At 37.4% G+C, this 21,310-nt stretch carries 21 protein-coding genes and 1 riboswitch; of the genes, 11 read left to right on the forward strand and 10 right to left on the reverse strand.

Annotated features, from left to right (window positions below; genetic code table 11):
- Positions 1-326 precede the first annotated feature (326 nt).
- Entirely contained in the window at positions 327-1,265 is a 939-nt protein-coding gene (locus ACVWXS_RS22015; protein WP_456960162.1) for a YihY/virulence factor BrkB family protein, read from the reverse strand.
- Between the two features lie 23 nt (positions 1,266-1,288).
- Positions 1,289-1,615, reverse strand: coding sequence for a YtxH domain-containing protein (locus ACVWXS_RS22020; RefSeq protein ID WP_423490379.1), 327 nt, complete (start codon positions 1,613-1,615; stop codon positions 1,289-1,291).
- Positions 1,616-1,790: 175 nt separating this feature from the next.
- On the opposite strand from ACVWXS_RS22020, the gene ACVWXS_RS22025 reads away from it, so the two are divergent.
- Positions 1,791-2,012, forward strand: coding sequence for a DUF1128 domain-containing protein (locus tag ACVWXS_RS22025; RefSeq protein WP_068986647.1), 222 nt, complete (start codon positions 1,791-1,793; stop codon positions 2,010-2,012).
- 105 nt (positions 2,013-2,117) lie between these two features.
- Here the strand turns inward: ACVWXS_RS22025 and motB are convergent, their stop codons facing one another.
- Complete coding sequence (gene motB / locus ACVWXS_RS22030; protein WP_068986648.1) at positions 2,118-2,882, reverse strand: flagellar motor protein MotB; 765 nt, start codon at positions 2,880-2,882, stop codon at positions 2,118-2,120.
- Positions 2,866-3,669: a flagellar motor stator protein MotA gene (gene motA, locus ACVWXS_RS22035; RefSeq protein WP_068986649.1), complete on the reverse strand. Its 804-nt coding sequence runs from the start codon at positions 3,667-3,669 to the stop codon at positions 2,866-2,868. The genes motB and motA overlap by 17 nt, the downstream gene beginning before the upstream one ends.
- A gap of 354 nt (positions 3,670-4,023) precedes the next feature.
- Between motA and ACVWXS_RS22040 the strand changes: the two genes are divergently transcribed.
- From ACVWXS_RS22040 to ACVWXS_RS22050, 3 genes are all read left to right on the forward strand, one after another.
- Positions 4,024-4,200 (forward strand): hypothetical protein, encoded by a 177-nt coding sequence (locus ACVWXS_RS22040; protein WP_456960163.1) that lies wholly within the window; start codon positions 4,024-4,026, stop codon positions 4,198-4,200.
- A 233-nt stretch (positions 4,201-4,433) separates the two neighbouring features.
- Positions 4,434-4,568, forward strand: a complete 135-nt coding sequence (locus ACVWXS_RS22045) for a hypothetical protein (protein ID WP_368638259.1) — start codon at positions 4,434-4,436, stop codon at positions 4,566-4,568.
- A 342-nt stretch (positions 4,569-4,910) separates the two neighbouring features.
- The gene (locus ACVWXS_RS22050; RefSeq protein ID WP_368638260.1) at positions 4,911-5,474 is read left to right on the forward strand and encodes a beta-class carbonic anhydrase; all 564 of its coding nucleotides are present in this window, start codon (positions 4,911-4,913) and stop codon (positions 5,472-5,474) included.
- Between the two features lie 52 nt (positions 5,475-5,526).
- Here ACVWXS_RS22050 and ACVWXS_RS22055 read toward each other — a convergent pair whose 3' ends face one another.
- Positions 5,527-6,111 (reverse strand): GNAT family N-acetyltransferase, encoded by a 585-nt coding sequence (locus tag ACVWXS_RS22055; protein WP_368638261.1) that lies wholly within the window; start codon positions 6,109-6,111, stop codon positions 5,527-5,529.
- Positions 6,112-6,255: 144 nt separating this feature from the next.
- Complete coding sequence (locus ACVWXS_RS22060; RefSeq protein ID WP_374965233.1) at positions 6,256-7,083, reverse strand: polyphosphate kinase 2 family protein; 828 nt, start codon at positions 7,081-7,083, stop codon at positions 6,256-6,258.
- A 203-nt stretch (positions 7,084-7,286) separates the two neighbouring features.
- Here ACVWXS_RS22060 and ACVWXS_RS22065 point away from each other — a divergent pair, with 203 nt between their 5' ends.
- Positions 7,287-8,000 carry a hypothetical protein gene (locus tag ACVWXS_RS22065; protein WP_456960164.1) on the forward strand — a complete coding sequence of 238 codons (714 nt, stop codon included), beginning with the start codon at positions 7,287-7,289 and terminating at the stop codon, positions 7,998-8,000.
- A gap of 26 nt (positions 8,001-8,026) precedes the next feature.
- On the opposite strand, the gene map is transcribed toward ACVWXS_RS22065, so the two are convergent.
- Both map and thiT read right to left on the reverse strand, forming a co-directional pair.
- Positions 8,027-8,782: a type I methionyl aminopeptidase gene (map, locus tag ACVWXS_RS22070; protein ID WP_368638264.1), complete on the reverse strand. Its 756-nt coding sequence runs from the start codon at positions 8,780-8,782 to the stop codon at positions 8,027-8,029.
- 278 nt (positions 8,783-9,060) lie between these two features.
- Positions 9,061-9,621 carry an energy-coupled thiamine transporter ThiT gene (gene thiT / locus ACVWXS_RS22075; RefSeq protein WP_368638265.1) on the reverse strand — a complete coding sequence of 187 codons (561 nt, stop codon included), beginning with the start codon at positions 9,619-9,621 and terminating at the stop codon, positions 9,061-9,063.
- A 157-nt stretch (positions 9,622-9,778) separates the two neighbouring features.
- A riboswitch (TPP riboswitch) is annotated at positions 9,779-9,886 on the reverse strand.
- 124 nt (positions 9,887-10,010) lie between these two features.
- Between thiT and ACVWXS_RS22080 the strand changes: the two genes are divergently transcribed.
- The 6 genes from ACVWXS_RS22080 to ACVWXS_RS22105 all read left to right on the forward strand — a co-directional run bounded on the left by ACVWXS_RS22080 (position 10,011) and on the right by ACVWXS_RS22105 (position 16,774).
- Positions 10,011-10,343, forward strand: coding sequence for a hypothetical protein (locus tag ACVWXS_RS22080; protein ID WP_402988351.1), 333 nt, complete (start codon positions 10,011-10,013; stop codon positions 10,341-10,343).
- Positions 10,344-10,644: 301 nt separating this feature from the next.
- Complete coding sequence (locus tag ACVWXS_RS22085; RefSeq protein WP_456960165.1) at positions 10,645-12,435, forward strand: helix-turn-helix domain-containing protein; 1,791 nt, start codon at positions 10,645-10,647, stop codon at positions 12,433-12,435.
- A 112-nt stretch (positions 12,436-12,547) separates the two neighbouring features.
- Entirely contained in the window at positions 12,548-13,861 is a 1,314-nt protein-coding gene (locus ACVWXS_RS22090) for a GntP family permease (RefSeq protein WP_402988356.1), read from the forward strand.
- A gap of 31 nt (positions 13,862-13,892) precedes the next feature.
- Entirely contained in the window at positions 13,893-14,627 is a 735-nt protein-coding gene (locus ACVWXS_RS22095; RefSeq protein ID WP_456960166.1) for a (Fe-S)-binding protein, read from the forward strand.
- On the forward strand, positions 14,627-16,051 hold the full coding sequence (locus tag ACVWXS_RS22100; protein WP_456960167.1) for a LutB/LldF family L-lactate oxidation iron-sulfur protein: 1,425 nt from the start codon (positions 14,627-14,629) through the stop codon (positions 16,049-16,051). Before ACVWXS_RS22095 ends, ACVWXS_RS22100 begins: the two co-directional genes overlap by 1 nt.
- Positions 16,052-16,054: 3 nt before the next feature.
- The gene (locus tag ACVWXS_RS22105) at positions 16,055-16,774 is read left to right on the forward strand and encodes a LutC/YkgG family protein (protein WP_456960168.1); all 720 of its coding nucleotides are present in this window, start codon (positions 16,055-16,057) and stop codon (positions 16,772-16,774) included.
- A gap of 224 nt (positions 16,775-16,998) precedes the next feature.
- On the opposite strand, the gene ACVWXS_RS22110 is transcribed toward ACVWXS_RS22105, so the two are convergent.
- The gene (locus ACVWXS_RS22110; RefSeq protein WP_456960169.1) at positions 16,999-20,079 is read right to left on the reverse strand and encodes an AAA family ATPase; all 3,081 of its coding nucleotides are present in this window, start codon (positions 20,077-20,079) and stop codon (positions 16,999-17,001) included.
- Entirely contained in the window at positions 20,076-21,233 is a 1,158-nt protein-coding gene (locus ACVWXS_RS22115) for an exonuclease SbcCD subunit D (protein ID WP_456960170.1), read from the reverse strand. Before ACVWXS_RS22115 ends, ACVWXS_RS22110 begins: the two co-directional genes overlap by 4 nt.
- Between the last annotated feature and the right edge of the window lie 77 nt (positions 21,234-21,310).

A 21,310-nucleotide genomic window follows, 5' to 3' on the forward strand; every position in this document is an offset into this window, starting at 1 on the left:
TTAAAGCGGGGTAAAGTGAAACTTAATCAGTGGGGGTTCTCTTCAATCCCCACTGATTTTTAGCCTTCACCAATCGGGCTTTTACGGGCAGTTTTCCCCCACCTGCCGTTTCGCTTTATTACTGCCCGTTAAAGCGGGGTAAAGTGAAACTTAATCAGTGGGGGTTCTCTTCAATCCCCACTGATTTTTAGCCTTCACCAATCGGGCTTTTACGGGCAGTTTTTCCCCCACCTGCCGCTTCGCTTTATTACTGCCCGTTAAAGCGGGATAAAACAAACAGCCTCGTATCACAAAACGTGATATCGAGGCTGTTCTTTTCGAGATTGCTAATTGTTTGTTAAAGTCTCATGCTTAATAAATTCTTTTTGCAATGCTTTTTTCTGCATGGTCGCATTTAAAATGCCACCGAAAATTAGAATAATCCCCGTGAAATATAGCCAAAGCATTAAAATAATAACCCCACCAATACTGCCATATGTAGCGGAATAATTTGCAAAATTACTAATATAAAAGGAAAAAACATATGTTACCGCCAGCCAGGCAAGAGTTGAAAACAATGCTCCCGGCCAAACACCTATTAACTTCAAACGAGGACTTGTATTCGGAACAACCCAATAGATTCCCATTAATACTATAAAAATAAGTAGTAGTGGCATCGACCAGCGTAATCTTTCCCAGACAATTTCAAACTGTTCTTCAATGCCAACAATAGAAAATAAGAAATGCCCAATTTGTTGCCCAAAAACCGGTAAAAGTAGCGCGACAGCAATAACAATGACAAATGCTATAGTGAACACAAGGGACAACCCTCGATCTATGATACTCCCCCTAGTCTCTGTATCGTAGGCCTTGTTCAAGGCTCTAATCAACGCATTAACTCCTTTGGAAGCAGACCATATTGTTCCAAGCACCCCGATGGATAATAAACTACTATTACGGATTGTTAAAATTTCATTTAATGTATCTTCAATAAGCCTATATACCTCATCTGGCATAACATTCACTAGAAATGCATACACTTGCGTCGTATCGAAATTCAAATAGGGTAATAATGTGACTAGAACAATTAGTAGCGGGAAAAAAGATAGTAAAAAGAAATAAGCCAACTGCGCGGCAAGAGCTGATACTTCCACTCGCTGTAAGCGTAGTATCAAATCTTGCATAAAGCCCTTTGATGTCATTACATCTACAGTGTCTTCGTCTGGTGAGACAAATGATTTCACCACACCAACCGCTGTATGTATAGATGCTTTTTTCTTTTCCAAACAAATTCCCTCCTATACGACAACTATTCTTTATCAGGTAAAGAAAAGGCTGATTTCGTTTCATTAATCATGCCTTCGATTGTAGAAGGTAATTCTTTAAATTCATCAACTTTTTCAACGATTGTGTTGACATTTTCTGATACACTTTCACAAAGCACTTTAGCGGCCAATACTTTTTCCTCCACTAGTACCTGTAACTCTTCTCGATTGGCTGCATAGTACGAGATTGACTCTTTCATTTTTTTCGTTGTAGCGATAGTTTTTTCACGCGTTGCACGGTCAAACATACTTAATGCAGCACCAACTGCGGCACCTACTACGATAGATGCTAATAATTTACTTCGTCCCATATTAAATACCTCCTGCCTGGTAAATGTATATTCCTTTAAAATGACTAAACTACTTACTGCCCTTATTCTACCCAATAACAGTCTATTTTTAAAGCAATGCCCAAATTCAGTGTTGACATTTTTTTTATTCAATGAAATGATATTTCCGAGGATTACGAAAGGTAGGTTTAAACAAATGGATTTATCAGTACCGTCAAAAGAAAACGTTATTTATATGGTCGATCAAATGAAAGACAAACTTCGCATGGTTAATGTTGATGCAATGAAATCAGAAAATTTCGATGAAGCTAACTACGAAGACCTAGTCTATTTATACGAAATGGTCATGAAGCGCAACACATTTAGTCCAAGTGAGATGCAAGCCATTGTTGCTGAATTAGGCTCATTACGTAAATAAGAAAGCTTCCCTATCCAAATAAAGCTAACAAAGATAAAAAGCTATTAGCATAAGTATTGCTAATAGCTTTTTGGTTTTAAAGACCTTATTGCTTAACGTTTCAACTTATTCAGCTTTTTTTGCGGCAGAGCCGTCCTCTTCTACAAGAGGTTGAATTAACACTTCTACACGTCGATTTTTCGCACGACCCTCAGGAGTATCATTCGGAGCAATAGCTTTGTTTTCGCCATAACCTTTAGCACTAATGTTCTCAGACTTTAATTGAGAATTGCTATTCAAAAGAACCAGATAGAATTTTGAAGCACGCATTACTGATAACTCCATATTTGATGAGAAATTAGGTCCTGCTGGAACATTATCTGTATGCCCCGTGATGACAATGCTACGTGGTGGATTAGATACTAATACATCCGCAAGTTCCTCCACAACTGGAATATATTCTGGTTTAACATCTGCTTTCCCTGGATCAAACAGAATACTATCACGAATTGTTACAAGTAAACCTTCATCAGTCATCTCTGTTGCAAATTGACCTTCCATCTCGTTAACAGCGATGAAATTATCAACACTATCTTTAATTTCAGCTAACTCCTTCTGATCCTTTAAATAGGCAGAATTTTGTTGTGGTTGTTGGTCACTTTCTGCATTCGGACTTTGTATCGGTGCAGGTTGCTCTAAAAAGCCTGTGCCACCATCAAATACCTGAGTAAACACTGCTGACATTTTATCTAGCTTCTCTTGGTCTACTGAACTGGATGCAAACAGTACAATAAATAATGCTAATAACAGCGTCAAAATATCAGCGTACGGCACCAACCAAGACTCATCAACGTGTTCCTCATGCTTTTTTTTCTTAGCTTTCTTTGCCAAGGCCGCCCGCCCCGCTTTCATCCGAAATTTGACGACGTTCTTCCATTGTTAAATAAGAAGATAATTTTTGTTCGATAACACGTGGTGCCTCCCCTTCTAATACGGAAAGGATCCCTTCAATCATCAAACGTTTTTGTTTTACTTCTAAAGCAGATTTACGTTTTAATTTATTGGCAAATGGATGCCATAATACGTAACCTGTAAAAATCCCTAATAATGTAGCCATGAAGGCAGCTGAAATGGCATGCCCTAATTTATCGATATCATTCATATCTGATAATGCGGCAATTAAACCTACTACCGCACCAAGTACCCCTAATGTCGGAGCATATGTACCAGCTTGTGTGAAGATTAGCGCACCACTTGCATGGCGTTCTTCCATCGCTTCTACTTCTTCTGTTAAGACATCACGAATATAGTCCGCATTTTGTCCATCAATTGCTAATGTAAGTCCATTTTTTAAAAATGGGTCTTCAATCTCTGAAGCTTTACTCTCAAGCGCTAAGAGACCTTCACGGCGAGCCAAATCTGCCCATTGTGAAAACATCTTAATAATCTCAATATCATCTGCTAATTTTGTTTCTTTAAAAATATTTTTAAATAGCTTTGGTACTCGCTTTAACTCCTTCATTGGGAAGGCAATTGTTACTGCTGAAATAGTACCGAAAATGATAATTAGAATGGCTGCTGGGTTATAAAACGCACTTAAATTTACACCCTTTAGTACCATCCCTGTTAACAGCGCAATAAACGCTAAAATTAACCCTACTACCGACGATAAATCCATTTTTAAACCTCCAAATCTCCTATTAAACTTTATTTCGTCTATTTTTCCAAATGTTTAACATAGTATAAATGTATTTCACAAATTTTTCGATGTAATAATTACTTTTTATTCATTTTTCGACCATATTTGATTGTATTGAATTAAGAATAGTACATAAAATTGTCTTTAAATGAAAAAAGTTAAGAGTTTGTTATTATCATTCGACACAAAATTACTAAAACATAACAAACTAGCTGATGAAAGCAGGAGTAAAAAAAAATCATTACCTCTATATAAGCTGTTCGATCGATAATATCAATACCTCGGCATAATTGCATCCGGAATCGGAGAAGGCTTTAGGCCAACAGATATTTTTTGCGCGAAAGCGAAGCGGCAGCAGCACGATGTTTTTTGCGCGAAAGCGAAGCGGCAGCAGCACGATGTTTTTTGCGCGAAAGCGAAGCGGCAGCAGCACGATGTTTTTTGTGCGAATGCGAAGCGGCAGCGAAGGGAGCTACTGACAAATGGACTTTATCAAAGCTTGACATGTAAATTTTATGATTGGTTCTAAGCAACTGAATATAGACGGTATTACTACAGACGGGCAAATAGACTCATTTACCGCGATGGTAACTAGATCATTTAAGCAATTTGTTCCTTCTATATTATTCTAGACTAGGTATGTTGTGAATGTCATAAATTATCCTTACATTTTCCTATTAACCTATTGTATAATTACTATAAGATAATATTGTAGATTATTTTAGTAGAGAGGAGCTTTTATTATGTTCATTACGACTGTATTAGGTTTTTCAGTAGTTTTACTAATTTCTCTAGGATTCTTCATCCACTACTTACAAGTCGGTTTAGATACTAAATCTTCAGTAACTGTAGATCCAATGCCAAAAGAAAAATATTAATTTCATTAAAAAAACAGCTACTAGAAAACATAGCTGTTTTTTTCTTTATTCAATAGAAGAATACCACCCTAAAAGATTGCGTGATGAATGTGGATGTGGTCCCTTTTCAACAGGTATTCAAACACCTACTGGAATAGAGGAACTCAGCCTAAGAACACCACGTCCTGTTTTGAGTGGGGGAATTACTCCAATGTGAAATTTGTTTTTTTCAATTATTTCGATTCGCTAAATACATTACTTAATTTCTTTTTTTTTCATAAAATTGCGTGAATATTGTCATTATTATTTGCATATTTAAAGATTTGCTCTACAATATTTTTGTAGGGAAGGGAGCAATCTTTCATGTCAATGTTACAAGATATTCTAAAGTTTAATGTAGATTTCGTTCAAGAAAAAAAATATGAGCCTTTTATTACAACAAAGTTTCCTGATAAACGCATCGTTGTGTTATCTTGTATGGATACTCGTCTTGTAGAGCTGTTACCTAAAGCTATGAATTTACGTAATGGCGACGTAAAAATAGTTAAAAGTGCCGGCGCATTAGTTAGTCACCCTTTTGGTGCAATAATGCGTAGTTTACTTGTAGCTGTTTATGAACTACAAGCAGATGAGGTTTATGTTGTTGGCCATTACGACTGCGGTATGAGTGCAGTTGACCCAGAAGCAATGCTAAGTAAAATGGTTGCTAGAGGGATTAACCCTGAAACCATAAAAATGATGGAATATTCAGGTCTTGATTTAAAAGAATTTTTACGTGGCTTTGGCGACGTAGCCACAAGTGTAAAGAAAAGTGTCGATACAATTCGAAATCACCCGTTAATGGTTAAAGACGTACCTGTTCATGGCTTAGTAATTGACCCAAATACAGGTCGACTTGATTTACTCGAAGACGGTAATAAACAATAGTTAGAAAAAGAATCGTCTATCTGTCATTGTTCGAAAGATAGACGATTCTTTTTTAATCCTCTAAACGTGCATACATATAATGATCCACCCATTGACCATTAATGTACAGAAGCTTTCTTAAAAGACCTTCACGCTGAAATCCAGACTTTTCTAAGACGCGGATAGAAGCATTATTTTGTGTTGAGACATAAGCCTCTACACGATGTAAGCCTACTTGTTCAAAAGCAAATTGCACGACCATATTAACTGCTTCTGTCACAATCCCTTTCCCTACATAAATTTCATCCATCGCATAACCAACAAATGCACTTGAGTATGGTAAACGTTTAACGGCATAAAGAGCAATATGTCCTATTAAATTATTTGTACCCGGCTCAAAAATACCGAAAGTATATTCCCGCTTTGAGTCCATTAGGTATAAGCTTTCTTGAATTTTTTTATATTGAGCATCAATTGTATAATAATCAGGTCGCTGTAAAGGCTCGTATGTAGACCAAAAGTATTTATTACGGCTTACGAGACCAGTTAAACTTTGTGCATCTTTTTCTTGAAATGTGCGAATGTAGCATTTGCCCCCTTGAATTGATACCACATTTTCACCCTTTTTCCTCAATAATCTCCAAATCTTAAGCACCATTTCTCCACACTAACCTTCCGCAAATTGTCATTACATTTTAATGCTTGAATTCATTTTTTTAAGTTTTACTTTAATTGTATGTAAAAAAAGATGCTGCTACAACTAAAACATCTCGTCTTGTTGTTACAGCATCCATATCATTATTTAATTTTTTGTTTTTGTTTTCTTAGGTTTCTCTTCTAGCAATTCAAGACTAGAAGATTCAGCATCTTCTAAATGCGTTTTGTCTAAGACATTTGTTAAATGAAGGCCGCGTTTTTTTGCCTCACGTTCGATATGTGCAATTGTTTCTTGTAGCACTTGTACACGCGCATATTTTTTATCGTTACCTGGCACTAGAATCCAAGGAGCATTTTTCTTATCTGTCTTCTCAAACATTTCATTTGCAGCATCCATATACTGAGGTGTTTTTTCACGATTACGCCAGTCTTCATCCGTTAGCTTCCAAGACTTATATGGATCCTTCTCACGTTCTTTAAAACGTTTAAGCTGCTCCTCATCAGATACATGAAGCCAAAACTTAATGATAATATAATCCCCTGCTGTTAAAATCTTCTCAAAATTATTAATTTCTTCGTATGAACGAGACCACTCTTCTTTAGTTGCAAATCCTTCAATACGCTCAACTAATACACGACCATACCAAGAACGATCGAAAATAGCTACTTGCCCATGTTGTGGAAGTTTTCTCCAAAAGCGTTGTAAATAATTGTAGCGCAGTTCATGAGGCTGAGGTGCTGAAATTGGATGTACGACATAACCACGTGGATCAGCACGCTCAATTAGACGTTTAATAGCGCCACCTTTTCCAGCAGCATCCATACCTTCAAACACTAAAATTAGTCCAATTTTATTGTTTAATAAAAACTGTTGAGCATTTAACATTTCATATTGGAGTACTTTTAATTTCTTTTTATACATTTTTTTATCTAGTTCAATTGATAGATCTAGATTATTTAAATTTTGGGTCATTAAAACTTCACTCCTTACAGTTGAATACCCTTATTGTACTAAAGAAATATATGCATGCCTATGCAAATGGTAAATTGTAGATGATTTTGGCGAAATAACACGATACATTGTTGGAATTTTCCGTTATAATGAAATTATTATGTCACAGTCCTATACTTATTTGTCTTTTCCCTATACAATTTAACACGAAGGGAGAGGAAAACATGCCTCGATTTATTTTGATGACAGTAACTTTTATTGTCTCACTTATCCTAACCTTTACATCCTATTTCATGAAAATAAACGGTCAATCTTCGTTAGAAATCTCAAATCGTTTTCCTGTAATATTTGCACCTTTTAATGCTAGCTATGTGATTTGGATTGTGATTTACATGTTACTTGGTTATTGGTTAGTCATGAATATTAAAAAGACAACTATTAAACAGACTGTTCTCTTTAGTAGCATATGTATCATGCAGGCGTTAACAATTGTTGTTTGGCATCACGAACTATTTATCGTGACAATCGCCAGTATGTTTATTTTAGTACTGTATTTATATTTGTTGTACAATACGTATCCTCTCAGCGATAACTCACCTTCAGGTCGTATACCCTTCTCGATTTACTTGGCATGGGTTACATTTATACTAATGACTAACGTAAGCTTTACGCTAACATCTTATCAATGGAACGGTTTTGGCCTTAGTAATCCACTTTGGGCAGTTATTTTACTGACAATCGGAGTCGCAATAGCGCTACATATTCGATTCCACCATTTTGATATTATGTATCCAAGTGTATTTATCTGGTCCTATGTTGGGGTCGCATTACATAATGGTTTGGATGAGCTACTTGTGACAACGGCAGCCTTATTTTTATGTGGTGTGCTACTTGTCGGTATATTATTTATTAAAAAAAATCCTGCCTACCAAAAATAAATTGGTTTGCAGGATTTTTTGCTTTTTTATTGTTCATCTAGTGAAGTTAAAATAATTGGTTTGTCTTTAGTAACGATAACTGAATGCTCAATTTGGGCAACTAATGATTTGTCTGGCGTAACGAATGTCCAGCCATCACCAGCTTCGACAATATGCTCCGCTTTAGCTGAGATGAAGGGCTCGACTGCAAGCACCATACCCTCTTTCATAATTGTAGAATCCCATGCATCATAATAGTTTAAAATATGATTTGGCTCATCGTGTAACGAACGACCTAAACCGTGACCTGTTAGGTTCATAATCACTGTTAAATCATTGGCATATGCTTCACGTTCAACAGCTTTTCCGATTTGGTTTAATTTTGAGCCAGCTTTTACTTTTGTCATTGCACGATCAAAAGCACTTTTAGCTACACGACACAGTTTTTCTTTATCTTCATAGCCTTCACCAACTACAAATGAAATGCCCGTATCTGCAAAGTAGCCATTTAATGAACCAGATACATCAATGTTTACGATATCTCCCTCTTCAATCACACGTTTACCTGGAATACCATGTGCTACTTCCTCATTCACACTAATACATGTGTATCCTGGGAAATCATATTCCCCTTTAGGTCCAGAAATTGCTCCTGCCTCAGCAAACATACGGCCTGCAATTTCATCTAGTTCAAGTGTTGTTACACCTGGTTTTGTAGCTGCCTTCATTGCTTCACGAATTTCAGCACAAATACGGCCGATTTTTTTAAAGGCTTCAATCTCTTCTTGCGTTTTTACGATCATTTTTAACGTCCCTTTCATCTAATATCTATTCATTAATATAACATAACTTTTTATACAAAAAACGCTAAACGCTTTAATTATTATATGCCATTATAAATTGTAAAGTGCTAAAAAACAGGCTCATCATCTTAACGTGTGGTTGATTTCCGTTCCGACTGAGCGCTTTCCTAGGGGCGTACAGTCGGAACGAAGATCAACTTATATACATTGTATACTTTTCAACAAATGTCATCCCTAACTGGCTAAAAAACCCTCCACTCATGTGAAGGGCATAATAATTATGATTTTCGTTGCATTAATTGAGGAGCTGCTGTAAATAACAGGACTCCGACAATTGCTGTTAAAACCGTTGCTGGCAGCATATATGTACCATTATAGATGATTGAATAAATCCATGCATTTTGATCGCCAGCATACTCTGAGAAAAATACAGCGCCAGCAGTTGTATGTGCAGCATAACGTAAAAACCCTGCGAATACAGTTCCTAAAATAATATAAAGCGCCATTTTTGTTTTGTTTAAATTTTTAGCAGCTTCAAGCACTGGTTGGCGAACAACAGCCGCTAAACCAACTACTGTGAAGGCAACACCATAATCGAGTAATCCTTGAAGCCAATGTACAATTGTAGCACCAAACATTGTCTGCATAACACCAATTAGTAAGCCCGTTGTTAGCCCTGGAATAAGGCCCCAACGGAATGCTATTAAAATAATTGGCACCATCACTAGGCTAACAGAGCCACCTTGTGCCCATACTTTAAAGGAAACTTGATCGAGCACAAGGCCAATCGCTGCGAATATCGCAATTTCCACAAGCATTAATAATCGTTTATTGTCCATATTATTCTCTCCTTTGTTCCGATGTAGGATACAAGAGAAGGAATAGAAATGCGCTGATATGTCCCTATCTGACATCAATAGCTTTCATCTTCATTCGGCACGCTTTCGGCTGAATAAAGAAAAACGATGCCAGGACAGAGCCTCACATCGTAAAAGTGTCAGTTTCTATCCACATCCCTACGCAAGCGTTAACTTACAGGTTCAAAGAGTCAAGGCATTACGTGCCCAGTCTCAGCTGACATCATCAGCTCCCCTTGTGGTCGTTACATCTAAATTATTCGAACAACCTCATTGTACGAAAACATGGTGATGATTACAACCTCTTCCAACTTATTTTTTTGAAACTTTGCCGCTTTTCATGCGTAAATATATAAAAAGGAGGTACAACTATGGAGAACCAAAAAATTTTATCTGCCTTTAGTTATCTCAGTATTTTGTTCGCACCTGTTATTGTGCCATTAGTAGTGTACTTTGTTTCAAAAGATGACTCCGTAAAGAAAAACTCTATCCGAGCACTTATATCACATTTAATTCCATTCGTGTTTGGAATTATCTTCTTTGCCGTCTTTGTTTTCTCAACCTTATCATTTAACAATTTTGACTCGAACTCAGACAGCACTACGTTTCTTATCATCTGGTTTGCTTCAATGGCAATTTACTTACTCATCACTCTAGGAATCGTCATTTGGAATATTGTTCAAGCCGTTCGCGTTATCCGATAAGTTTCATTTCGGTATTTAACGGGTAGTACTAATAGTTAAAGGAGCTGTTATTTTTATGAAAGTATCTAAAGTTGTTAAAACCGCCGTAAAATTAGCACCTATCGTGATCCCGATTGTAAAAAAAGTAATCGCTACAAAGAAAGCAACGACTAATCACTCCAAAAACATCTATAAATAGGGTTAATAACAAGAATCTGCTTACTTTTTTCAGCAGATTCTTTATTTTTCGCTAATTAACAGTTCGCTATCTTCTATATGGCACTGTAAAATAAAATTTAGCAATACACATGAGGAGCTGTTTATGATAAATACCGAAAAACAATTAATGAGCTTGGTTAACGCTGCGCAGGTCCTAACCTCAACACTCGATATAGACCAAGTGTTAGAAAAACTTATTAGTGAAGTACTCCATGTGATTAAAGGTGCTGATGCAGGTGTGCTGTTTATGTTAAATACAGAAACAAATCGTTTAATTGCTAAGCATGCTATTGGTTATGATCTAGCTTACTTGAAGAAAATTCACCTTGCCTCAAATGAAGGGATGACTGGAAAAGTATTCTCTCAAAAGAAGGCATTTAGATTCCACTCTAGCGATGATGTAACTGAAAACATGGCCGATTTATTTCCACAGTATGAAGAAAACTATACAAAAGCAGTCGGTGATTTTACTTACCCGAAAAGTGCTGTTTGTGCTCCGCTTCTTGATAAAAGTAATTCATGTATAGGCGTGTTAACGATTGTTAACTTTTCAGGAGATACACAGTTTGAGAATAGTGATTTAACAATGCTACAAGCATTTGCAAATCAGTCCTCGATTGCCATCGAAAATGCAAAATTATTTACTCAAAATGAGCGTTCTAAACGTATTTATAATGCTTTAACACGTGTCTCTTTAACACGAGGTCGACTAAACGAAATGATCGATACACTTGCTTCCTTACTAGGACAGTCTGTAGCTATTATCACTGATTTTTACGATTTACTTGTCGCATCTTCTTCAACAGCAAAGCTTGCAACCGAAATTTTAAAAGAGCAAGAATCAGAGCATCTTCATACAGTTGTTCAGCAGTGCGTGCGACATCAAGTACATATACCCATCAACCATGAAATGTATGTAAGCTATTTGTTTCCCATCCATATAGAGCGGGGTGTTATAGGAATACTGTTGATTGTTATGGATCACCATCTACAGATGGATCCTCTAGATTTATTCGCAGTAGAACAGGCAAGTGCTCTTTTCGCCTTACAATTAGCAGAGGAGGAAAAGGAGCTTGAAATTTCTTTTAAATATGATGGTTATTTGTTACAACAGCTACTAAACTTGAATTTTAATGCCTTTTATAAACGCCAAGAAGCCCAACAAGCTACCCATTATTTATGTGCTACTCTACAGCTTGAAGGAAGTAAGTATGGTGTTGCTCAAACTAAAAAAAAGCAGCAACAATTTAGTAAGCTGCTCTATCGTTTAACACGTTTATTTTCCTTACCAGTTTTCATCTCAGAACATGATTCGCACTACCATTTTTTATTTATGAACAATCTAAGAGAACCAGTTGAACAATTTAAAGAAAGCATTCAACATTTTTTCAAGCTCCTCGATCAGGATTCTAAAAAGTACAATTCACTTTCGTTTATGGTTGGTCTTGGGAGACACTTCGACACAATTGAACATATCTCCAGTTCTTACCGGGACTCAAAAAAGTGCATAGACTATTTACAAACACTCGAACAAGCACCGTTCATTTTATCCTACGAGAAGCTTGGACCTTACACCCTTTTCTTAAATAACGACCCACAGGAAATGGCAGAATATGTAGAGATGAAACTTGGACCCATTATCAAATATGACAAACAGCATAAAACTGATTTGTTATATACATTAAAGGTATTTTTCGAGAATAATCAGAATCGCAAACAAACAGCCGAGGCATGCTTTGTACACCTAAACACCATCAAATATAGACTTCAGACAATTTTTTCATTGATAGAAATTGATGAACAAAACGGGAAAACTATGTTTGAATTAAATCTCGCAATCTATATGCTTTCCTACTTACAAAACGCAAAATTGGCCAAAACAGACAAAGTGTAGTTCTTATCTTTGTCTGTTTTTACATAGTATTTTATTAGTATTCATTGTTATACTAAACCCTACTTGTTGAATTTTCAGAATATTTGTATTAAGCAAAGGGGGCTTAACAAGAATGGAAATGTGGAGTTTGTTTACGATTATTGCTTCACTGGCTTTATTAATTTTTCTAGCACTACGTGGTTTCAGTATCATTATTATTGCGCCAATTGCCAGTTTAATCGTCATCATTTTAAATCAAATGCCTATTTTAGATTCACTACAGGACAACTATATGAGCGGGTTCATAAACTTTATGAAAAATTACTACCTCATCTTCTTATTTGCCGCAATTTTCGGTAAATTTATGGATGATAGTGGTGCTGCTCGTGCAATAGCAGAAAAGCTTTTAAATATTATGGGACGTCATAGTAAATTTAACGCGCTAATGGCAGTCGTCATCATTTGTGCTTTTTTAACATTAGGTGGCATTAATACATACGTTGTTATATTCGCTATTTTACCAATTGCTAAGCCATTATTTAAAGCTATGAATATACCTTGGCATCTATTTACAGGAGCATTTTTCTTTGGCATGGCAACCTTTACGATGACTATGCTTCCTGGTTCACCATCTGTACAAAACATTATCCCAACGAAATATTTAGGTACAACAGCTACTGCAGCACCGGTTGTTGGGATTGTTGCTACGATTACTATTATTCTTTTTAACTGCTTCTATTTAAAACGTCAATTGTCTAAATCTGAGGCGCGTGGTGAAACTTATGAAAATATGAAAAATCCAGAAAAACAGGATTCAAAAGCTTTTGAGGCAAGCGAGAGAAAATTACCACCTTTTATCTTAAGTATTTTGCCACCAATTTTCTTAATTGTTACATTAAACGTCTTTAAAGTAGATATTCTCTACACATTAATGCTTACAGTACTTGTTTCCATCATTATCTTTTGGAAATACATAGACAACAAATTACAAGCAATTAATGTAGGAGCAACAAATACCGTTTTACCTATCGTCAATACAAGCGCTGATGTTGGTTACGGCACCGTTATTGCAGCGACAGCTGGTTTTGGGGTAATAACAGAAATGCTGGCCAACATACCAGGAAGTCCTTTAATTTCTCTTTATGTCGCTATTGCGGCACTTGCAGGGATTACAGGTACTGCCTCTGGTGGACTTGGAATTGCGATGGAAACACTGGCTCAAACTTATTTAGATCTAGGTATTGATCCAGAGGCACTTCATCGCATTGCGACAATTGCCTCCGGTAGTTTAGATTCATTACCACACAATGGTGCCGTTATTACTGTACTGGCAGTTATAGGTTTAACACATAAAGATGCCTACAAACATATATTTTTCGTTTCAGTAATTGGGCCTCTTGTGGCGGCAATTCCTGCATTAATTGCTGCGATCTTAATTTATTCGTAAATATTAATTAAACAGTAGGAGATGAACAAACATGAAAGTCTCACTTTTCGCAACATGTTTAGTAGATATGTTTCAAACAAATGTGGGCAAAGCAACTGTAGAACTTCTAGAACATCTTGGCTGTGAAGTCATATTTCCAAAAGGGCAAATTTGCTGCGGGCAACCTGCCTACAACTCCGGCTATGTTAAAGAAGCAAAGGAAGCAATGAAAAACATGATAACAACATTTGATGATGCTGAGTATATTGTCTGTCCTTCTGGTTCTTGTGCTTATATGTTCCGCGAATATGAAAAAGTTTTTGCAAACGATGCTCAATGGTCGGCTCGTGCAAAAAGATTGGCTAACAAAACTTATGAATTAACACAATTTATCGTAGAGGTTCTTGGCATTACAGACGTGGGTGCTAGCTTCAACGGAAATGTGACCTATCATATGTCCTGCCATATGACTCGTTTACTCGGTGTGAAAAGCGCGCCTTTCACATTACTAGACAATGTGAGAGGTTTGACATATACAGAGCTACCTAACAAAACAACTTGCTGTGGTTTCGGTGGTACATTCTCGGTTAAAATGACACCTATTTCTGAACAAATGGTTGATGAAAAGGTGCAGCATATTATTGAAACAGGTGCCACTTATTTAGTTGGCGCAGATGAAGGCTGTTTAATGAATATTCGCGGTCGTGCGGAACGATTAGGTGCACATGTACAAGTACTTCATATAGCTGAAATTTTAAATTCTCGAAAAGCGGAGGTGCGTGCATAATGCCAATGAAGGTCGGCAATGAATCTTTTAATAATCGTGTTGGAGAAGGCATACAAAATACCTTTATGCGTAGTGCCGTTTCAGGTGCACAAGACCGATTAGAAACAAATCGTCAATTGGCTACCGAGGACCTTGGTAATTGGGAGGAATGGCGTTCACTAGGTGAAGAGATTCGTCAGCATGTACTTGCAAACCTAGATTATTATTTAACACAGCTAAGTGAACAGGTCGCTGCACGTGGTGGTCACGTTTTCTTTGCAGCCACTGCGGAAGAAGCCCAAGTCTATATCGCCGAAGTCGCTAATAAAAAGCAAGCCAAAAAAATCGTAAAATCAAAGTCAATGGTAACAGAAGAAATTGACTTAAATCATTATTTAGAGGAGCATGTTGGCTGCCGTGTCATCGAAACGGATTTAGGAGAATACATTTTACAGCTCGACAACGACTTGCCTTCACATATTGTCGCACCCGCTTTACACCGTAAGAAGGAACAGGTACAGGAAAGTTTCCAACGTCATCATCACTATGAAGGCTCTGAACGTCCCGAGGAACTAACAAAACACGCACGAAAAATGTTACGTGATGATTATTTAACTGCAGATATCGGAATTACGGGCTGTAATTTTGCAGTTGCCGAAACTGGCTCTGTTTGCATCGTAACAAATGAAGGAAATGCTGATTTATCGACAGCATTACCCAAAACACAAATTACAGTAATGGGTATGGAAAGACTTGTTCCAACGTTTGAAGAGCTAGAAGTACTAGTCAATATGCTAACAAGAAGTGCAGTAGGTCAAAAACTGCCTAGTTACGTAACTGTATTAAGCGGCCCTCGTCAAGAGGGTGATGTAGATGGTCCAGAAGAATTTCATTTAGTTATTGTTGATAATGGGCGATCCGAAATTTTAGGCAGTGAATTCCAAGCAATTTTACAGTGTATTCGTTGTGGTGCATGTGCTAATATTTGCCCTGTTTATCGTCATGTAGGCGGTCATTCATACGGTTCTATTTACTCTGGACCTGTTGGGGCTGTCTTATCTCCATTGCTTGGTGGATATGATGAATATAAGGAACTACCATTTGCTTCAACACTTTGTGGGGCTTGTACTGATGTTTGTCCAGTAAAAATTCCGCTACATGAGTTACTTCATAAGCATCGACAAACCATTGTGGAAAAGGAAGGTCGTGCTCCAGTATCTGAACGCTTCCTTATGTCTATTTTCGGTATTGGCTCCTCATCAAGCGGTATGTATAAATTCGGATCTAAAGTTGCATCAAGTGTTTTAAAACCATTAACAAAAAATGAGCAACTATCAAAAGGCATTGGCCCATTAAAAAATTGGACAGATATTCGTGAATTTCCTGCACCTAAAAAAGAGCGCTTCCGTGACTGGTTCGAAAATCGACAAAAAGGAGATGATTAAGGGATGGTAGGCACAATTCAAAATCGCGAGACATTTATTCGTCAATTATCTTCTAGACTTCAACGTTCAACTATACCAACACATGTGGAGCGTCCTCAATGGCGCTATACCCCGCAGCATAAAACGTTACAAAACTTATCTCAGGATGAGCTATTGGGCGTCTTACAAAAACAATGCACACGCATCAATACGAACTGCATTGTGACATCTGCTGCTGATTTAGCTACGACACTGAAAAAAGTTATTGACGATTATGATGGTGGTCCCATTATGACTTGGCAGGATGAACGATTTGACGCTTATGGTCTGACAGCGCTGTTGTCAGATACATTACCTAAAAAACAAATCGAACTGCACACTTGGGACTCGACAATTGGCAGAGACAATATAGCACTAGTAGAGAAAGCAAATATCGGAATTACAATTAGTGATATCACACTGGCGGAATCCGGTACAGCTGTACTTTTTAGCAATCCAAATCACGGTCGGACTGTTAGTTTCTTACCTACAAAATCCATCATTTTAATGCCAAAAAGCTCCATCGTACCTCGAATGACACAGGCAGCTGTACAAATTCGAGAGCGTCTACAAAATGGTGAAACTCTCGCTTCTTGCATTAATTTTATTTCCGGACCTAGTAACTCTGCTGATATTGAAATGATTTTAGTTGTGGGTGTTCACGGCCCTATGTACATGACCTACATCATTATTGATGATTTATAGGATAAAAAGAGGTGTATGGTTTTACGCCTCTTTTTATGTTGTTGAAAAACTATTGTATCAATGAAATTAAGGCGTGACATCCGCTGAAAGAAGTTAAATAAAGTATGGATCTTCGGCAAAGCGAGTAGTCTAGAATGGAAATCACAGCGCCACAACATTCACAAAGACTTCCTTAACCATTTCGTTTTTCAACACAAAAAAAAGAGGCGTATCGTTTTACGCCTCTACTTCACTTCAAACCATGTTTGACTGTGACCATTCATTGTTTTTTCGACATGTAGAACTGCGGGCATTGTAGCTTTTAATTCTGCAACGTGTGATATGACACCAATCATGCGTCCAGAATCTTGTAAATCAATAAGAGTATCAATCGCCTTATTTAATGCTTCTTCATCGAGAGAACCAAAGCCTTCATCAATAAACATTGTTTCTATGCGGATATTCCCCTGAAAGCTTTGAATGACATCTGCCATTCCAAGAGCAAGACTTAAAGATGCATTAAACTTTTCTCCACCTGATAATGTTTTCACATCTCGTAATTGGTCTGTATAGGCATCATATACATCTAGTCCAAGTCCACTTTGCTTAGCATGCTTTTCTAAACGATCTGAACGTCGTAGCTCAAATTGGCCATTGGATAAATGGTGTAGACGGATGTTTGCTGCCTCTGTAATTTTATCTAAATAATTGATTTGAATATAACGCTCAAAGGACAGCTTTTTCGCATTCTGTCCATTTAACATTGCATAGAGCTCCTTCACTCGTCCTGCCTCTTTTTCAAGTAAACGAATTTCCTGTTCGGTTTCCTCAACTTTTTCGATAAAATCTGCACAAGCCTTCGCAAATCCTTCCATTTGTTGCAATACTTTAAAGGCTTCCTCATATGTTACACGAAGCATCTCTAACTTTTCTTCCATTACCGTTAAATCTTGTTTCTCTTGTCCTTTAAGATGCTTTTCTCCCTCGGTAATTTGTACCTGCAACGTATTTATTTGCAGAGCGTAATCACTACAAACCTTCCGTAAAGTCTCTATTTGTAACACGCTACGCTTCGCCACAGCATACTCTTCGTAGCTTTCAAAGCCTGCTTCCTTCATACTTACTGAAAATTGCTCACGCTTTTCATCCATTTTCAGTTTTAATTCTTCGTAAGCTTCTTTAGTTATTTCCAGGGCCATTTTAGCATTATTTGTTGCTTCTTTGGCCGACTGTAAATTTTGCTGACTAGCATGCCAAGCAGTTTGTAAAGCCACCTTGTGTGAACCTATATCGGCAATCGCCTGCTTTAATGATTGTAACGTCTTAAGGTTTTCTGGAATTTGCTTTTGTTGCTCTTCCACAATTGCTTGTTGCTTTGTAAATTCCTTCGTCTTTTCAGCTAAATATTGCTCTAGCTTTATTTGCTTTTCTTGTAGCTGCTCCATTCGTGTACGATAATCCTTTTGTTGCATGCGTACATTAGCTAATTGATTGCTCACTACTTTTAAAATTGTAATTTGTTGCTCTATATTTTGTAAGGAAGCTACAATTTGCGCTTGATTCGCTTGATCAATCTCATTAGACGCTAATTGCTCTTGCGCCTCTTGTAAAAGTTGCTTTGTAGAATTTAATAAAGCTTCTTTCTCTAAAAACTTGCGCTCATCTGTAGCAGCCTTTACTCGTAAAACTTCTACTTGTGCTAATTCGATAATCTCTAATTGTTCGCGATGTGTTTCAAGATGTGTTGTACTACCACACACTGGGCAAGGCTCCCCGTCCTTCAGCTGCTGCGCTAAAATACTTGCCTGACTTGCAATCCATTGCTGCTCTAGCTGTTGAAGAGCCGACTTACTTTCCTGATAGTGGGCGTTAGTAATGATTACTTCGTGCTCCGCAGTCTCAACTGCTCTAGTGTATTTTTCAACTTGCGCTAGTAATGATACTTGCTCTTTTAGCTTCGGTAGCTGTTCTAAATACCCCTCATATGGCTCCAATTGTGTTTCATATTGCTCCATAGTTGTTGTTAGTTGCTGAAATTGCCTTTGTTCTTTTTCTACGATTGTACTATTATCGTCTACGGCTCGTTTTGCTGTTACAACATATTGTTCAGCGATTTGCATTTGCTGAACGTTTTTCTCATAGGCCTCAAATTTCGGCAATAATGCTTGTAGCTGTAATTCCTGTTGTAAAACTTGCTGACGTTCAGGCTCTTTCGCCTCTTCAATGGTAAATTTCTCTTGTGCTATTTTTAACTGAGCTTCTGCGTTTTGCTGTTCGATCATTGTTTGCTGATAGGATTGTTCTTTACGATTTTGCTCGGCACGTAAGTCTATGCATTGTTGCTCAAGTATGATGAGACGCTCCGCTTGCTCTGCCAATGCAATTTCACGTTCTTTTGCACTATATATCTCTTGTTCTTGTAGCAATGCCTGCAGACGATTCTGACGATTGATTTGCTCGTCAAATTGTTCATTGAGTGTTTTCGCCATACTATAATACTCTTGTTCTTTTTGATGATGCGCATAAGCTTCTTTATAGCGCTGCTGTTCTACTTGTATACATTCAGTATAGTAGACCTGCTCCTCATCTAGAGCTTTCTTCAGCTGATGCATATTTTCGGTATTATTATTAATACAAGTAAATAAAGATGACGAACGCTGTGGTAAAGCCCCTGCAATTTGGCCAAGAAGGTGCTCCTTTAATTGTTTAGCACGCAGCAAATCACTTTCAGCTTCTTTGCGTTTCGCATCAAGTCTTTTTGTCATAGCACCAAAGCGGTCCGTTTTAAAAATTTTGCGCAAAATCACTTCTTTATTTGTAGAATCCGAGGTTAATAGCTTGCGAAATTCACCTTGCGGCAGCATCACAATTTGGCTAAACTGATCTTTTGTTAAGCCTATTATTTCTTGTAGCTTTTTATCTACCTCAAGCGTTTGCTGCTTTTCTACAATACTAAAATCAAGTTTGTCTTCTTTAATTTCAGCCAGTTCAATTTTCTTTCCAGTAACACTTTTATTTTTTTCTTTAATATGCCCCGGCTGACGTAAAATTTGATAAACCTTACCATGCATTTCAAAGATAAGTTCTACAGCAGTATACACATCATCATCTGCAAATCCACTTCGTAGCATAGCAGTATCCTGACGATCCTCACCGCTACCCGCTCCATAAAGTGCAAAGCATATAGCATCAAAAATTGTCGTTTTCCCCGCACCTGTTTTTCCGGAAATTGCAAATAAACGATGGTCACCGAGCTGTTGAAAATCAATCACTTCTGTGTTTTTATATGGACCGAATGCAGTAATCGTTAACTTTAATGGCTTCATTTTACTGTCTCTCGCTCCTCATCTAATAATTCCTGCAGCATCTCTGTAAATAGATGTTCTGTATCTTGATCTGGCTGTACACCAATTATATCTTTAAAAAATGATCGCAATAAATCGATGTCTTCTACCTTTTCCGTCTCAACCGCTTGAATTTCATGTTGAACTTCTTGGCGTAATGCTTTACGCTCAACATGCATGGCATGAGGAAACACTGTCCGGATACGTTCCATCGGCGAAGCTACTGACGTCGTATCTGTTAAGCGGACAAATACATAATCATCACTTGGTGGTAATTTCAATAAGTCATCCATTAACCCCTCTACCACACGTAAATTTCGTCTCGGTACGAGCTTTCGTTTTGTTACAGCGATATCTCCCTGTACATCTAGCTCAACGATTAAAAAGCCCTTCTCATGTAAGTGCTCAGATAATGAATACTTCAATGGAGAGCCAGCATACCGAATCGTGTCATTCAATACAAAATGCGCTTTATGTAAATGCCCAAGCGCCGTGTAGTTGAAAGGCTTAAATAACGCTGCATTTATACAATCCGAACCTCCTATTGATAGAGGGCGCTCAGAATCACTAGTATTTGCTTCTTCCTCACCATACTTCGTTACAAAGGCATGTCCAACAAAAACATTACGCTTTGTCGTATCCATACTTTGTACAATATGATCGATTATTTTTTCCATCGCATCTTGATGAGATCGAATAGAATCATCATCTAAAATAGTCCTTACTGAAGCTGGTTCTGCATATGGTACGAGATGAAAATGTACTTCACCATTCGCATCATGTAAAACGATCGGTGCATGATCTTTCGTAAATTGACCTTTAATATGTAAGCCACTATCGCTCATTAAACTACTGCCAAAGTTCAATCGACCTGCACTATCGTGGTTCCCGGCAACTGCTAACACCGGAATTTTCTTCTCAAGTACAATTTCCGCCACAATATCGTTTAGTAAATTCACTGCCTCTATAGGGGGCATCGAACGGTCATATAAATCACCTGCTATAATGATTACATCCGGCTTTTCCTCATCAATAGCTTGCATAAATTGCTGTAAAATATAATGCTGATCCTCCGTCATGTATACGCCTTGTACAAGCTTCCCTAAATGCCAATCTGCTGTATGAAATATTTTCATTCTTTGCGCCTCCTGTCTATTTCATTTTATCATGCTGATGGATTGATTGTTTTTCCTTTTATTAGTTTAAAAATTAT

This window comes from Lysinibacillus sp. TE18511, assembly GCF_054062295.1.